General features: G+C 66.4%; 16 protein-coding genes and 1 tRNA gene. 9 read left to right on the top strand and 8 right to left on the bottom strand.

Annotated elements, in window-relative coordinates:
• Positions 1–12 precede the first annotated feature (12 nt).
• Positions 13–1,329, bottom strand: a complete 1,317-nt coding sequence (locus A5766_RS18485) for a diacylglycerol/lipid kinase family protein (protein WP_005209136.1) — start codon at positions 1,327–1,329, stop codon at positions 13–15.
• The gene (locus tag A5766_RS18480; protein ID WP_082965566.1) at positions 1,326–2,330 is read right to left on the bottom strand and encodes a DMT family transporter; all 1,005 of its coding nucleotides are present in this window, start codon (positions 2,328–2,330) and stop codon (positions 1,326–1,328) included. The genes A5766_RS18485 and A5766_RS18480 overlap by 4 nt, the downstream gene beginning before the upstream one ends.
• On the opposite strand from A5766_RS18480, the gene A5766_RS18475 reads away from it, so the two are divergent.
• The gene (locus tag A5766_RS18475) at positions 2,329–3,729 is read left to right on the top strand and encodes an aminotransferase-like domain-containing protein (RefSeq protein WP_039857019.1); all 1,401 of its coding nucleotides are present in this window, start codon (positions 2,329–2,331) and stop codon (positions 3,727–3,729) included. The two genes, A5766_RS18480 and A5766_RS18475, sit on opposite strands and share 2 nt — an antisense overlap.
• Positions 3,730–3,831: 102 nt before the next feature.
• On the opposite strand, the gene A5766_RS18470 is transcribed toward A5766_RS18475, so the two are convergent.
• Entirely contained in the window at positions 3,832–4,704 is an 873-nt protein-coding gene (locus A5766_RS18470; RefSeq protein WP_064905856.1) for a type IV toxin-antitoxin system AbiEi family antitoxin domain-containing protein, read from the bottom strand.
• Positions 4,705–5,051: 347 nt separating this feature from the next.
• On the opposite strand from A5766_RS18470, the gene A5766_RS18465 reads away from it, so the two are divergent.
• The 5 genes from A5766_RS18465 to rplA all read left to right on the top strand — a co-directional run bounded on the left by A5766_RS18465 (position 5,052) and on the right by rplA (position 7,947).
• Positions 5,052–5,124 (top strand) — tRNA-Trp (locus tag A5766_RS18465).
• A 38-nt stretch (positions 5,125–5,162) separates the two neighbouring features.
• Entirely contained in the window at positions 5,163–5,636 is a 474-nt protein-coding gene (gene secE, locus A5766_RS18460; protein ID WP_005209143.1) for a preprotein translocase subunit SecE, read from the top strand.
• 82 nt (positions 5,637–5,718) lie between these two features.
• Positions 5,719–6,573 (top strand): transcription termination/antitermination protein NusG, encoded by an 855-nt coding sequence (gene nusG / locus A5766_RS18455; RefSeq protein WP_064863700.1) that lies wholly within the window; start codon positions 5,719–5,721, stop codon positions 6,571–6,573.
• A gap of 109 nt (positions 6,574–6,682) precedes the next feature.
• Complete coding sequence (rplK, locus tag A5766_RS18450) at positions 6,683–7,114, top strand: 50S ribosomal protein L11 (protein ID WP_005209147.1); 432 nt, start codon at positions 6,683–6,685, stop codon at positions 7,112–7,114.
• Between the two features lie 116 nt (positions 7,115–7,230).
• Positions 7,231–7,947 carry a 50S ribosomal protein L1 gene (rplA, locus tag A5766_RS18445; protein ID WP_005209149.1) on the top strand — a complete coding sequence of 239 codons (717 nt, stop codon included), beginning with the start codon at positions 7,231–7,233 and terminating at the stop codon, positions 7,945–7,947.
• A gap of 115 nt (positions 7,948–8,062) precedes the next feature.
• Here rplA and A5766_RS18440 read toward each other — a convergent pair whose 3' ends face one another.
• Together A5766_RS18440 and A5766_RS18435 are read right to left on the bottom strand one after the other, a co-directional pair.
• Positions 8,063–8,995 carry an alpha/beta fold hydrolase gene (locus tag A5766_RS18440; protein WP_064905854.1) on the bottom strand — a complete coding sequence of 311 codons (933 nt, stop codon included), beginning with the start codon at positions 8,993–8,995 and terminating at the stop codon, positions 8,063–8,065.
• Between the two features lie 128 nt (positions 8,996–9,123).
• Positions 9,124–10,695, bottom strand: coding sequence for an amino acid permease (locus A5766_RS18435; protein ID WP_005209154.1), 1,572 nt, complete (start codon positions 10,693–10,695; stop codon positions 9,124–9,126).
• A 264-nt stretch (positions 10,696–10,959) separates the two neighbouring features.
• Between A5766_RS18435 and A5766_RS18430 the strand changes: the two genes are divergently transcribed.
• Positions 10,960–11,916, top strand: a complete 957-nt coding sequence (locus A5766_RS18430) for an L-lactate dehydrogenase (protein WP_064905896.1) — start codon at positions 10,960–10,962, stop codon at positions 11,914–11,916.
• A 24-nt stretch (positions 11,917–11,940) separates the two neighbouring features.
• On the opposite strand, the gene A5766_RS18425 is transcribed toward A5766_RS18430, so the two are convergent.
• Positions 11,941–12,300, bottom strand: a complete 360-nt coding sequence (locus A5766_RS18425; protein WP_039857021.1) for a winged helix-turn-helix domain-containing protein — start codon at positions 12,298–12,300, stop codon at positions 11,941–11,943.
• Positions 12,297–12,758, bottom strand: coding sequence for a hypothetical protein (locus tag A5766_RS18420; protein WP_005209160.1), 462 nt, complete (start codon positions 12,756–12,758; stop codon positions 12,297–12,299). The genes A5766_RS18425 and A5766_RS18420 overlap by 4 nt, the downstream gene beginning before the upstream one ends.
• A gap of 154 nt (positions 12,759–12,912) precedes the next feature.
• On the opposite strand from A5766_RS18420, the gene A5766_RS18415 reads away from it, so the two are divergent.
• Positions 12,913–13,749, top strand: coding sequence for a DUF2786 domain-containing protein (locus A5766_RS18415; RefSeq protein WP_064863197.1), 837 nt, complete (start codon positions 12,913–12,915; stop codon positions 13,747–13,749).
• Positions 13,750–13,759: 10 nt separating this feature from the next.
• Here the strand turns inward: A5766_RS18415 and A5766_RS18410 are convergent, their stop codons facing one another.
• Positions 13,760–14,317: a hypothetical protein gene (locus A5766_RS18410; protein ID WP_082933679.1), complete on the bottom strand. Its 558-nt coding sequence runs from the start codon at positions 14,315–14,317 to the stop codon at positions 13,760–13,762.
• On the opposite strand from A5766_RS18410, the gene A5766_RS18405 reads away from it, so the two are divergent.
• The gene (locus A5766_RS18405) at positions 14,316–14,816 is read left to right on the top strand and encodes a TIGR04338 family metallohydrolase (RefSeq protein WP_064863198.1); all 501 of its coding nucleotides are present in this window, start codon (positions 14,316–14,318) and stop codon (positions 14,814–14,816) included. The two genes, A5766_RS18410 and A5766_RS18405, sit on opposite strands and share 2 nt — an antisense overlap.
• Positions 14,817–14,832 lie beyond the last annotated feature (16 nt).

Raw genomic sequence — 14,832 nt, 5'->3', positions numbered from 1 at the left:
CAGCTGTGGGCGTCAGGCAGCCTGACGCGTCGCCACGTGGACCGGCTGCCCGAGCGCGATGCGGAAGAGAGCGCGCACCGAATCGAGGGCGCCGTCCGGTACGTCGGCGGACGGCGAGGCGCCGGGGTGCCGGCGGGCGATGCGAGCACGCAGCACCTGGTGGCGGATCTCGAAGCGCACAGGCGCGGTCAGTGTCGCGGCCTCGCCGTCGATTCCGGCGTTGAGGTCGGTGTCCGAATCGATCTCGAACGTCGGCGCCACCCATTCGCTCCAGAGGTGTTGTAGCCGTGTCGAACCGGGACGTGATGCGGGGTCGGCGATGACTGCGACGCCGAGCAGCCCGTCCTCGATGCTCGGGCGGGTACCCGACCCGATGATGTGTCCGAGGCGATACTGGTTGTTGGACACCATGACTGCCGCGACCGACTCGTGTTCTGTGCCGTTGGGGTAGTGCCAGGAGACCGACGGTTGGTCGGCGTTGGGTCCGAGGACCTGCGACGCGACGTCGAGCAGCGTTTTGGCTTTGGCGTTGCGGTAGCTCTCGCGTTGGACCGCTTCGCCGTAGACGCCGAGCGAGACGTTGTTGACGAAGACCTGTCCGTTGACGACGCCGAGGTCGACGCGACGTTCTCCACCTTCGACGAAGGAATCGAGGGCTCCGACAGCGTCGTCGCGGTCGACGCCGAGGTCGAGTGCGAAATGATTGCGAGTGCCCGACGGAATGCACGCGTAAGGCAGATCGTGCGACGCCGCGACGTCGGCGACGACCGCCTGCGAACCGTCGCCGCCAGCCATTGCGAGTGCGTCGGCACCGTCGGCGACGGCGCCCTCGGCGAGGGCTCGCAAATCGTCTCCCTTGACCAGTTCGATGGTCCGGTAACCCCGACGTTCCGCCTCGTCGGCGAGGTGGAGCCGGTCGGCTTTGCCGTCGCCGGAGCGTCGGTTGTAGATGAGTACGGGAGCGCTCGGGGGCGCGACGACGGGCAACGGCACCGAGACCCGGAACGCCCGCGACGCCGCGGCGATGGCGATTGCGAACAGTGCGATCACGACGAGTGTGCCGATCAGGAGCCACCAACTGCGCAGCACGACGATGACGATGGCGACGACAGCCAGGATCACCGCGATGATCAGTTCGGCGAGGCGTCGGTTCCCGATGTTGAACAAGCCGTCGACGGCGAGTCCCGCGGCGACAAGCAGGAGGACGAGTGCGATGAGTCCGACGGGGAATTGGTTACCCGCCGAGACGATGGCGATCACCACGCCGAGTGCGCCCGAGGCGAGCGAGAGGATGGCAAAACCGCGTCGTTGTCCCGCAGATTGTGTCATCCGCCCACGATACGCAGCCGACCAGTGGTGACGCGGGACATCGGGCCGCGACGCACGGAACTGTCGCGGGTTCGGCTCCTGACGGTGAATGCAGCGCAGGCGATCACAGCGATGCCACCGGCGATGACACCGAGCGACACCGACTCGCGCAGCAGCAGCGCCGCCCACGCCACCGAGAGGACGGGTTGGACGAGTTGCGCCTGACTGACGACGGTCATCGGCCCGATCGCGAGTCCGCGGTACCAGGCGAAGAATCCGAGGAACATGCTGACGGCACAGAGATATCCGAACGACGTCCAGTGTGCCGCGCTGATGTCTGTCGGCGGTCGCAGGTGGATCGAGCGGGCAGACGCCATCGCCATGACCGGCAGCGCGAGCACCAGGGCCCAACAGATGGTCTGCCACGCGCCGAGTTCTCGCGCGAGAATGCCGCCCTGGGCATAGCCGACCGCGCCGAGAACCACGGCGCAGAGCAGGTAGACGTCGTCGATGCTGCTCGACGACGCTCCGCCGTGTGCGAGGAGCGCGAACGTGACCGTTGCGATGGCTCCCGCGGACGCACCGATCCAGAACCGCACTCCGGGACGTTCGCTAGTGAGTGTGACCGCCACGACGGCGGTCATCGCGGGAAGCAGTCCGACGATCACCGCGGCGTGACCGGAATCGGAATGTCGCAGGGCAAGAGAGGTGAACAGCGGGAATCCGACGACGACGCCCGCGGCGACCGTGACCAGACGAAGCCACTGACGGGCGGTGGGAAAGCGGGTGCGCGTGACACCGAGCGCGACGACGGCCAGCGCTGCCGCGACGACGGCCCTGCCGCATCCGACGAGCAGCGGGTCGAGTCCTGGTGTACCTGCCGAACCGACGGCGATGCGGGTCAGCGGCACCGAGAAGGAGAACGCGGCCACCCCGACGAAGCCCCAGACCAGACCACTTGTCGGTGTTTGGAGCGATAGCGGCGTCGAACTTGGCGCGATAGCGCTACTATTGTCTCTCATGTTCGACGATAGCAGTTCACGCATCGCGCAACACCTCAGAGTGCTCGCCGAGCGTGAGCAGCCGGGCTCGAGGCTGCCGTCGACGCGCGCGCTGGCCAAGCAGTTCGGGGCCGGTCCGGTGACCGTGCAGCGAGCACTTGCCACGCTGGTGTCCGACGGCATCGTCGAAACACGTTCGGGTGAGGGAACATTCGTCGCTTCTCGACGCCTCGCCACAAGACGTGACATCGGATGGCAGACCGCAGCGCTCGGACCGGAGCGTTCCGGAATCCCCGCAACCGGGTCGACGCTGCGGATGGTCCCGCACGACACCATCGCCATGCACGGCGGATACCCCGACGAGGAGCTGCTACCGCAGGAGCCTGTCGCGGCCGCGGTGCGTCGTGTGTCGCGGCAGGCCGAGGCGTTCACGAGGCCGCCGGTCGCGGGTGTTCCGGAGTTGCGTCGCTGGTTCGTGAGCGAGCTCGCGGAGGGCGGTGATCGCGGTTGGCGCGACTCCGACGTCGTGATCACCTCGGGCGGACAGGCCGCGCTCGCCGCGACGATGCGGGCGATCGCCGCTCCGGGTGAGGCGATCGTGATGGAGTCGCCGACCTACTGGGGTGCGATCGCCGCGGCACGGCAGGCCGGTCTGGTGATCGTGCCCGTCGCGCGCACCGGGGGCGCACCGAGCGCCGTCGACCTCGACACCGCGTTCGCGACGTCAGGTGCACGCGTTTTCTACGCCCAGCCCAACTACGCCAACCCGACCGGCGAGCAGTGGTCGGCACAGCAGCGGGCAGAGGTGCTCGACGTCGTGGCGGCGCATCGGGCATTCGTCGTCGAGGACGACTGGGCGCATGACTTCGGCGTCGACACCGCGCCGCGCACGCTCGTCTCCGCGGACGAGAACGGTCACGTCGTCTACCTCAGGTCGTTGACGAAGAGCATGTCGTCGTCGATCAGGGTCGCCGCGGTGATGGCGCGTGGGCCGGTGCGTCAGCGCATCGAGAGCGCGCTGGCGCTCTCCGACCTGTATGTGTCGCCGATCCTGCAGCTCGCCGCGCTCGACGTCGTGACCAGGCCCGCGTGGCGCACATCGTTGCAGCGGCTGCGACGCGGACTCGGTGCGCGTCGCGACGCTTTGCTCGACGCGCTGCGCGCCGAACCGTCGTTGACGGCCACGACACCGCCGGGCGGGCTGCACCTGTGGGTTCGGCTGCCCGACGTCGGCGCTGGGGATGTGCCCACCGACCCGGACGTGGTCGCGGCTCGGGCGCTGGCGCGCGGGCTGTCGGTGGTGGCCGGCCGCGAGTGGTTCCCGGCCGAGCCGACCGGTCCGTATGTGCGGCTGAGCTACGCCGCTGCGGGACCCGACCGCTACGCCGAGGCCGTCGAGATCCTCGCGGGGTCGTGTTAGGCGGCGTCCTGGCAGAGCGGTAGGGGTTCCGGTTGCCCAGAGGCGCGGAATCCGAGCGTCTGGGCAACCGGAACCGGGGTGCTGCAGCTAGGCGTGTGCCCACTAGGCGGCTGATGCGTCGAGGGCGTCGAGAACCTGGCGGGCTGTGGCGTCGGGGCGTCGAGTGATGTCGTCCCAGGTGAAGTTCAGCATCCGCCAGCCGTCGGCGAGGAGGGCGTTGCGTTTGGTCCGGTCGCGTTGGAAGGTCTTGGCGTCGCGGTGGAACGCGAAGCCGTCGATCTCGACGATGAGTCGTGCGTCGCGGAACACGAAGTCGAGCAGGTACCCGAGGACCTCGGTGTTGGCCGTCCACCCGGTGATGTCGTGTGCGTCGAACAGCGCGGTGGTGGTGCGTTCGGCCTCGGATCGCGCACCGGACCGCAGCGCGTCGAAGAGCCGTCGTGCCTCGGGTGCACCGCGACGTCGCGGGTAACGGCCCAGCGCGTCGTCGAGTTCGGTGATGGAGACGCGGTGCTTGAGGAGGGCGTTGTCGACGGTCGAGGTGTCGCCGTCGGCGGCGACGTCGAGCAGGGTGGCCGCGACCGACGCCACGCGAAGCCCGTCGACCACGACGATGTCTGGTTCGTGCAGGCGGCGATGTGTGACCTTCACGCCCGACGACGCACCGGCGTGGCGGCCCTTCACCTGGGTGGCGACGGTGATCTTCGACGGAAAAGCACTGGTCAGGCCGTGCCACCATGCGGCCGACGACCCGACGAGCACCGCGGATTTGCCGACCGATGCGACCGCGATCCGGACTCGGACGCGTGCCGTGCGCGGATGGTCGACGGCCCGAAACGTCGCCTCAGCCTCGCGCACCCACGTGCCCGCGGAAAGTCGACGCCGCACCGAATGCCTGTTCACGCCGAGCGCTCGCGCCTGTGCGAGAGTGATGACGCCGTCGTGCGTGGACAGGTGCTGCGCGAGCGTGGTCATGCGAGATCGGACGCAACGGGACACCCTGAGGTTCCATGTCCGAAGGTTCCGCGCCGAGGCCGGAAACTTGCGGTTGCCCAGAGGTGCGGAATCCGAGCGTCTGGGCAACCGGAAAATCACGCCGATCGGCGCTGGTGGGGGCGGGTCGGTGCAGGAAGTGTTTTGGGTTAACCGGGGCGGGTGTTCTACACTGAAGTGTCAGGTTTACCCTTGACTTGCGCGCCGCCCATAGGGTGGCGCGTTGGTTTTGTCGGCGACGGCCCATCGGTTTCGGATCGGTAGGCTGGTTCCGGCAGGTCGACCATGACCGGTGGTTGCAGAACTCGCGAGAGTGAACGCAGCCGCAAAGGGGCGTAGCTCAACTGGCAGAGCAGCGGTCTCCAAAACCGCAGGTTGCAGGTTCAAGTCCTGTCGCCCCTGCCCTGGAGAGGGCACACGTTGACGAGAGGACCTCGAAGGTGAGCAAGCGAGATCGAGCAGCCCGCGCCAAAAACGACGGGCAGTCCACCGCCGCCGATTCGGCAGCGGAGGAGCTCGAGACCCGCGACGACGCCGTCGAGGACGCAGATGGCGGAGCCTCGGATGCGTCGTCGGGCGATCTTCGCCCGACGGGTAAGCGTTCGGGACGTCGTCGCTCGTCAGCGGGTGCCGTCGACACGACAGACGGTGATGCGGATTCCGACGGTGGATCCGCAGTCGCCGTCAAGGAACGCAAGGTAAAGAAGGCGTCCGAGCAGAGCAGCAATCCGTTTGTGCGGATCTGGGTGTTCATGCAGCAGGTCGTCTCGGAGATGAAGAAGGTCATCTGGCCGACGCGGCGCGAGACGATCACGTACACGATCATCGTGCTCGTGTTCGTGGTGGTGATGACCGCGTTCATCTTCGGGATCGACATCGGCTTCGCCAAGCTAGTTCTCTGGATCCTCGGCTGATTCGGGCTCACTCAGGTGAGCCCGCTCCCGACCGGGTCATCCGACGGACGACCAACTTCATGAAAGAGGAGCGTGGGCTGCAGTGAGCACCCCGGATAACGAGTTCGACCCGACCGACACGGTCGAGACCGACGTCACCGACGCCGGGAGCGAAGCGACCGTGGACGAGACCGACGATCCGGGCACCGAGGCGCAGGTCGAGGCCGCACAGGACGACGCCGCAGCCGTCGACGGTGGCGAAGAGGCCGTCGAGCAGGCAGAAGCCGCCGAGGACGCCGCAGCTGATGCCGACGCAGCAGAGGCCGAAGCCGAGGAAGAGGTCGACCCCGCCGAGGAACTGCGCAAGCAACTGCGTCGCGCACCCGGCGAGTGGTACGTCATCCACAGCTATGCCGGTTACGAGAACAAGGTCAAGACCAACCTCGAGACCCGCGTGCAGAACCTCGACGTCGGCGACTACATCTTCCAGGTCGAGGTCCCGACCGAAGAGGTCACCGAGATCAAGAACGGCCAGCAGAAGAAGGTCAACCGCAAGGTGCTGCCCGGCTACATCCTGGTGCGCATGGACCTCAACGACGAGTCGTGGGGCGCGGTGCGCAACACCCCGGGTGTCACGGGCTTCGTCGGAATGACCAGCAAGCCGTCGCCGTTGAGTCTCAATGAAGTGCTGCAGTTCCTGCTGCCGCGCACCCCGGCGAAGAAGGCCACTGCCAAGGGCGCCGAGAGTGTCGAGCAGGCCGCAGCGGCTGCGACGTCGGTCGTCGAGGTCGATTTCGAGGTCGGCGAGTCGGTCACCGTCATGGACGGCCCATTCGCCACGCTTCCCGCGTCGATCAGCGAGGTCAACGCCGAGCAGCGCAAGGTCAAGGTGCTCGTGTCGATCTTCGGTCGTGAGACGCCGGTGGAACTCGGCTTCAACCAGGTCGAGAAGATCTAGTCGCGCGCCCTTCGAGAAGCTCGCTCCTCAGGGAGCGGGTGACACACCGAATATGAACTTCCACGCCTCCAGCGGACGTGGATCTGCAAGAAACAAACAAGGAACAAGGATGCCTCCCAAGAAGAAGAAGCTCGCCGGGATCATCAAGCTCCAGATCCAGGCAGGCCAGGCAAACCCGGCCCCGCCAGTGGGTCCGGCGCTCGGTCAGCACGGCGTGAACATCATGGAATTCTGCAAGGCGTACAACGCCGCGACCGAGTCGCAGCGTGGCAACGTCGTGCCGGTTGAGATCTTCGTGTACGAAGATCGCTCGTTCGACTTCAAGCTCAAGACCCCGCCCGCAGCGAAGCTGCTGCTCAAGGCCGCCGGTCTGCAGAAGGGTTCGGGTGAGCCGCACACCAAGAAGGTCGGCAAGGTCTCGATGGACCAGGTCCGCGAGATTGCCAAGACCAAGGCCGAAGACCTCAACGCCACCGACATCGACCAGGCCGCGAAGATCATCGCCGGTACTGCGCGGTCGATGGGTATCACAGTCGAGTGAGCTTGCGAACTCGCGCAGGTTTGACCGTCGAGGGCTGATCAGCCCGCTGAGTGGGAGGGCCGGCTCGGCCCACACACCACCAACCCGAATCATCAATACGGAGAAAGAACAGAGCAATGAGCAAGAGCAGCAAGGCCTACAAGGCCGCGGCCGAGAAGGTCGACAAGGACAAGCTCTACAGCCCGCTGGAGGCTGCTGAGCTGGCGAAGGAAACGTCGTCGAAGAACACCGATTCGACCGTCGAGGTCGCAATCCGGCTGGGCGTCGACCCGCGTAAGGCAGACCAGATGGTTCGAGGCACCGTCAACCTGCCTCATGGCACGGGTAAGACTGCCCGCGTGATCGTGTTCGCCGCAGGCGACAAGGCCGCTGAGGCCGTAGCAGCGGGTGCCGACGAGGTCGGCGCCGAAGACCTGATCGAGAAGATCCAGGGCGGCTGGCTCGACTTCGACGCCGCGATCGCCACCCCTGATCAGATGGCCAAGGTCGGCCGTATCGCGCGTGTCCTCGGACCGCGCGGCCTGATGCCGAACCCGAAGACCGGCACGGTCACCACCGACGTGACCAAGGCGATCAACGACATCAAGGGCGGCAAGATCAACTTCCGCGTCGACAAGGCAGCCAACCTGCACTTCGTCATCGGCAAGGCGTCGTTCGAGCCGAGCGCGCTCGCCGAGAACTACGGCGCAGCGTACGACGAGATCATGCGCGCGAAGCCGTCGGCCGCGAAGGGCCGCTACATCAAGAAGGTGACCGTCTCGACGACGACGGGCCCGGGCATCCCGGTCGACCCGGCCGTGACGCGCAACTTCACCGAGGCTCCTCAGGACTGAGAGCGTCATCTGTTGTAGCGCAACAGTTTCGAAGCCCCCGAATGCCACTGGCGTTCGGGGGCTTCTGCGTTGGGATCTATCCGACGACGTCGCCGCTATCCGACGATGCCACTGTCTATCCGACGACGCGCTCAGCGAAGGCGATGATCTCGTCGGCGACCTCGTCGCGGATGGGCGGCTCGTTGTGCACCTCGTGCCGGTAGCCGGTGTAGATGCGGGTGCGCACGTCGGAGTGTCCGCTCGCTGCGAGCTGATTGCCGACGTGGTAGGCGCCCTCGCCGAAGTTGGCGACGGGGTCGGCGTCGCCCGCGAGGATGAGGACGGGGAGGTCGGAGCGGACTGTCGGATACCAGGTCTCGGCGTTGACGGCGTCGTAGAGATCGACGAATCCGCGGATGAATCGCACGGACATGGGTGCGCCGAAGTTGTTGAAGGGGTCGCGGGCGTGGTCGCGGACGACCCCGGGATCGCGAGCCACCCATGCCGTGGGGAAGGCGTCGGGGCCGAAGCGCGCGGTGAAGCCGTCGAACATCTGCCCCGCGTAGGTCTCCGTCGCTGTCGACGTCGGGTCGGACTCCGCGGCCAGGGCCTCGCGGTCGAGGACGTCGTCGATGCCGTGGATCTGGGCCGCGATGCCGCAGAGGATGAGTCCCTTGAGCCAGTCGCTGTCGTCGGACACGAGACCGCGCGCGATCATCGAACCCCAGGAGTGCCCGAAGACGACGTAGGGCAGGTTGGGGTAGAGCTCACGCACCTTGTCGCGCAGAGTGCGCTCATCAGCCACCACGACCTTGTCGGCGTCGTCTCCGGCGTCGGCCCAGACCCCCGAGGTCATGGCCGTCTTGCCGTGTCCTGCGTGGTCGTCGGCGACGACGACGAACCCGGCGTCGAGCAGCTTGGTGATCAGTCGAAGGTAGCGGCGCGAGTGCTCACCGAGTCCGTGGACGATGTGGATGATGCCGCGCGTCTTGGTGGCGGGCTCGTAGACCCAACCGAAGATGGTGTCGCGACCGTTGGCCGACGTGAACTCGATTTCGTGAAGTGACAACGCTGTCCTCTTCCGACGGGCCGCGAGCGCGGCGTGACTGTGTCACGTCCGAGGTTAATCGCGTGGGGCCGTGCTGGGGTCGGCGTCGTGCGCGCGCTGTCTGATCGGCTCGCCCAGACGCGCCCGGGTCAGGCGTCGACGGGTTCGGCGTCGACCTGCTTGATCGGTCCGGTGAACCACTTCTTCACCGACACGTGCCAGTAGCCGTAGAGCAGGATCAGTGCGCCACCGACGAGCAGCGGGGTGTAGTTCACGTACTTCCACTCGAAGCTCGCGTCCCAGGGCATGCCGCCGAGCGAGGTCGGGAACATCGCGACGAGCGAGGTCAGCGCGATCTCGATCAGCGCAAGTGGCGCGATCCACTTGTACTTGGAGCCCAACGTCCACGAGCCGGCCTCGAACGAGTCTCCCGCTTTCCAGCGGTAGTAGATCGGGACCGCGAAGCACAGGTACAACCCGACGACGCCGATCGAGACGACGGCATAGAAGGCGACGGGTACGGGTGCGCCGTTGATGTCGACCGACACCAGCGCGGGCAGGGTGATGATCGCGGCGATGGTGGCTGTTGCGACAACGGCGTTGGCGGGCATGCCATTTGAGCGGACCTTGGACCAGAGCTTGTGGCCGGGCACGGCGCCGTCGCGGCTGAACGCGAACATCATTCGCGACGCACTCGTCTGGCATGCGGCCGTGCAGAAGAGCTGGCCTGCGGTGGAGATGATCAGCACGACGCCTGCCCACTTCGAGGTGAGCGCCTGGGTGAAGATCGTCGCGACCGCGCCGCCACTCTTGGAGACGCCGTCTGCGTCCTGGACTGCGAACAGGAAGCTGAGCAGCAGGATCCATCCACCGACTGCGGAGTAGGCGATGGAACGCCAAATGCCCTGTGCCGCAGCGTTGGCCGCGCCCTTGGTCTCCTCGGAGAGGTGGGCGGAAGCGTCGTAGCCGGTGATTGTGTACTGGGTGAGGATCGCCGAGATGGGCAGCACGAAGAGGATGAAGCCGAAGCCCGACGTCTTGCCGTCGAAGATGCCGCTGTTGTTGACGGTCTTGGCGAAGACGTCGGAGAAGGATGCGTGCTGATCGGGGAGCAGGAACAGGATGAGAATGACTGCGGCAGCACCGAATACGTGCCACCAGACCGAGATGTTGTTGAGCATCGAGAGCAGGTGACCGGAGAAGATGTTGATCAGCGCCGAGCAGGCCAAGATGATCAGGAAGATGATGAACACTCTGGTCAGGCTGTACCCGTCGAGCCATGACTGGCTGAATGTGCCGATGGTGAGGTCGAGGAACGTCGCAGCGCCGTACGCGACCGATGCCAGGATGGCGATGAGGCCGATGAGGTTGAGCCACCCGGTGTAGAAGCCCGCCTTGGCGCCGCCGAGTTTGGCTGCCCACCAATAGATTCCGCCGGATGTGGGGTATGCCGAGACGAGTTCGGCCATGCAGAAGCCGATCAGCAGGATGAAGATCGAGACGATCGGCCAGCCCCATGCGATCGCGGCCGGTCCGCCGTTGTTCCATCCGAGTCCGAAAGACGTGAAACAACCCGACAGGATCGAGATGATCGAGAACGAGATCGCGAAGTTCGAGAATCCAGACCACGAGCGGTGCAGCTCCTGGGTGTAGCCGAGTCTCGCGAGGTGGGCCTCGTCGTCGGAAAGATCCTCGGCAACGGTGTCATGGCCTTCTGGCATGGGTGTGCTCCCCCGGGTAAGTGATGGTGCGACGCGCCGTTGCGATGCGCAGACCAGCAGAACATAAGCTCTCCGTGGTGATTTCGCATGCCAGAAACGGACATGACGACGAATTCGTGAGTGTGATGGTCGCTTCTGTCGCGAAACTGCGGTATGGACGGCGGGTGAAATGATCGACGATCGGGCTGCGGACATGGCGTCGGCCGACGATAATCAACCGCAGGGGCGAGGATTTCGGGGCAGCACGAGACACAGGCGGTGAACGTGAGACAAGCCCGACCGAGCAAGCTGGCCATCATCGGGGCAGGCGCCGTGGGTACCGCGATCGCGTATGCGTCGTTGATTCGCGGTGTGGCGCGCACGATCGCGCTGATGGACATCAACACGTCGAAGGTGACCGCAGAAGTCCTCGACCTCTCGCACGGACTCGAATTCGTGCCGCGCGCCGACATCGTCGGCGACGACGACGTGTCGGTATGCGCAGACGCCGACGTCGTCGTGTTCACCGCGGGAGCAAAACAGAAGCCGGGGCAGTCGCGGCTCGAATTGGCCGAAGCCACAATCAATTTGACCAAGAACATCCTGCCCGGTGCCATCAAGGTCGCACCCAACGCGATCTACATCATGGTCACCAACCCCGTCGACATCGTGACCTATGCGGCGCTGAAGTACAGCGGGTTGCCCAGCAATCAGCTGTTCGGTTCGGGCACGGTGCTCGACTCGTCGCGCCTGCGGTTCCTCATCGCGCAGCACGTCGGCGTCGCGGTGCAGAACGTGCACGGCTACATCGTCGGCGAGCACGGCGACTCGGAGATCCCGCTGTGGAGTTCGGCGTCGATCGGTGGCGTACCGCTGCTGGAGTGGAAGCCCCTGCCGGGCGGCCAGGCCATCGACGCGCCGGCGCGCGAACGCATCCAGCACGAGGTGGTGCACGCGGCCTACAAGATCATCGAGGGCAAGGGCGCGACCAACTACGCCATCGGGCTCGCGACGACGCGCATCGTCGAAGCGGTGCTCAACGACGAACACCGCGTGCTGCCGATCTCGACTGTCACGGGCGGGTACGAGGGACTCGACGACGTGTGCCTGTCACTGCCGACGCTCATCGACCGCAACGGCGCGGGCAGCCGACTCGAGATCAAGATGTCCGACGCCGAGCACGAGGGACTGATGAAGTCCGCCGAGACGCTGCGGGAGATGCAGGACAAGTTCGGGCTGTAGCGCCGCTCGCCGGCGCGCGCTAGGTCAGGGTTTGGCCTCGGCGTCGAATGGGGCGTCGGGTTGTTGCGTGCTGTCCTGGTGCGGGCCGTCTTCTCGCGTGCCGCCGACGATGGCCTGCAGCGCGGCGACGTGGCCGGTGAACGCCTCGCGTCCGGCGTCTGTGAGGCGGGCCCGGACGCTACGTCGACGACCGGTGCTCGGGCGTTCGGTGCTCACGTAGCCGGCAGATTCCAGCGTGGCGAGCTGCTTGGACAACGCTGAGTCCGACAGGGCCAGTCGTTCTCTGAGGTAGCCGAAATCGGCCCAATCGGCGGCGGCGAGGGTCGCGACGAGCGTCAGGCGGGTGCTCGGGTGGATCAACTCGTCGAATTTCGGTGTGCTCACGCGCCCACTCGCCCGCGGATGTCGTCGAAGATCTGCGGTCCGCCGAAGCCCAGGATCGCCGCCACGAACACGGCTGCCCAGATGGACGGGTGCCGCGTGCCGTCGGCGTCGAGTGCCAGCGCTGCGCCAACCGTCACGACGACCGCGGTCAGCAGCATGGCGATGACGATCAATGGGATGCGACGATCGGCCACGCTGCGCGCGGGGCGTACGTGTGTGCTCGCGCGGCGGCCGTCGAAGAGTCGGGAGGCGATCGTCGAGTGAACCACGCCGAACACGATGGTCGCGACGGTCGTGACCCACGGGGGAGCGAATGCGCCGATGACGCCGAGAACGACCCAGGAGACGGCCATCGCCCACCAGTAGATGCGGGGGAGCCCGAGGTCGTCGGCGACCCGACGACGTGCTCCGTCGACGGACCCGAGCGCCTCACGCGCTTGGTCGGGAGTGATGTCCATGAGGTCTCCTCGGTGGGTGGTCTTTTGCCGTGGATGTTTGTGGGCCACTTTCCGTATAGGAAAGTAGTCTCTACTTTCCTACTGGGAAAGTCAACAGATTCGACAAATCCTCCGTGAAGTGGAACCAAACGGCCATCGATCTAGTCTGATCTGTATGCGCGACGACAAACTCCTCACCCGGATCGCGGGGCTGCTGCGGCAGGCCGAGAACACCGACAACGAGCACGAGGCCGAGACGTTCATGCAGGCCGCGCAACGGTTGGCGACGTCGGCCTCGATCGACCTTGCGGTGGCCCGTGCCCACGACCCCGCGGCCAGACGCAAGACGACGCCGATCACCAGGCAGGTCGCGATCGGCGAGACCGGAAAGCGTGGATTGCGCACGTACGTACAGCTTTTCGTCGCGATCGCGCGTGCCAACGACGTGACCGTCGACGTCGCGGGCAACAACACGTTCGTGCTCGCGTACGGATACGAGGCCGACATCGACACATGTGAGGCGCTCTACACGTCGCTGCTGATCCAGATGGTCGCGGCGAGCGACGCCTACCTGCGATCGGGTGACTACCGGGGCGAGACGTCGGCGCGGGTGGTGCGCAAGGGGACGGGTTGGCGGTCGCGGAGAGTCGTCGAACGTAAGCCGCTCGCCCCGATCACGGCGCGGTTGAACTTCCAGTCGGCGTTCGCCGAGCGGATCGGCGTGCGGCTGACCGAGGCACGCGATGCCGCACGGGCGGAGGCGGTGGAGCGTGACAACTCCCGCGAACTTCCCGCGGGCTCGACGTCGACCGCACTTGCGTTGCGCGACAAAGAACTCGAGGTCACCAGCTTCTACAAAACCGAGTCGACGGCGCGTGGCACCTGGCGCCCGACGACCGCGTCGTCGGGGTACTCGGAGGGCGCGCGCAAAGCGGGCGACCGCGCGGGGCGTCGAGCAAAGATCGGTGCCGACCGCGAATTCGGCGCTCCCCGTGGGGCACTCGAGGGTTAGGGTGTGCGGCTCAGCGCATCTCGCCCTGCAGGGCGTCTTTGTAGCGCGCGTTCTGGGCGGCGTCGGTGCCCTCGGGAAAGGTCATGACGAGGTCGACGACCTGAAAGTCTCCCGGATGTGCACCCGCGTAGAGCTGGGCACGGCCGGAGGTGGGGAACTGCATGAGGACAACTTGGTCGGATTCGACAGCTCTGCTGCACCCGGCTTCGGGACATCGCGCGGCAGTCGCGTCGTGACGACCGGTGACGGGCAGTCCGGTGGCGGCGATGCGGTCGAGTACCTGGTTGAGTTGGGCGGGGTCGACGGGATTGTCGACGTACGACGTCGAGGGCGCCGATACCGCTGTGACCTCACCCGCCGACGAACTGCAGCCGGTCAGCGCAACCCCGACGATCGCGGCGCCGACGATCGCGGTCGCGGCGGACTTCCCGATGGTGTGCGAGCGCGGCGTCATCGCGTGGACTCCCTGCGTGTCGAGGTGCGAAATGCTGACGTCGTCGAGCCTAGTCATGGCGGGGCAGCCCGCGGCATGCGCCATATCGGGGTGCGACAGGTCGGGGAGCGTCATGCCGCCGCGTGACACTCGGCGCGAACGGTTCTACGAGGCCGAGCGCATGGTGTTCCGGATGTTCGAGCGTGCAGGCGGTACGCACACGGTGCAGCTCGCGGGCACGGAGCTCACGCTGCCCGTCGAGGTCCAGTTCGCCTCGGTCGACTCCGTGCGCGACTACGTCGGTCGTGTGCTGTCGATGCCGTCGGTGAAGCAGCGCTTCGACGCCGCGTCGACGCCGGTGTCGGTGCGGGCACGCCGCGGACATCGCTCGGCCCACTACGCACGACGCGTGGACTCGGATCAGCGTGAGATCGCGATCCCCGACTCCACGGAGGGCCGCTGGGCGCTGCGCGAACTGGTCGTGCTGCACGAGATCGCGCATCACCTTGACGATTCGGACGGGCCGGCGCATGGTCGGGAGTTTGCGACGACGCTGACCGAGCTCGTCGGAGTGGTCCTCGGCCCGGAGGCCGAGTTCGTCTACCGCGTGGTGTTCGCGGATTCGGGTTTGTGAGGGGTCCGGCGACCTG

It is taken from the genome of Gordonia sp. 852002-51296_SCH5728562-b (genome assembly GCF_001665475.1).
GTDB classification, from domain to species: Bacteria; Actinomycetota; Actinomycetes; order Mycobacteriales; family Mycobacteriaceae; genus Gordonia; species Gordonia sputi.
This window is presented reverse-complemented; position numbering and strand designations above follow the sequence as displayed.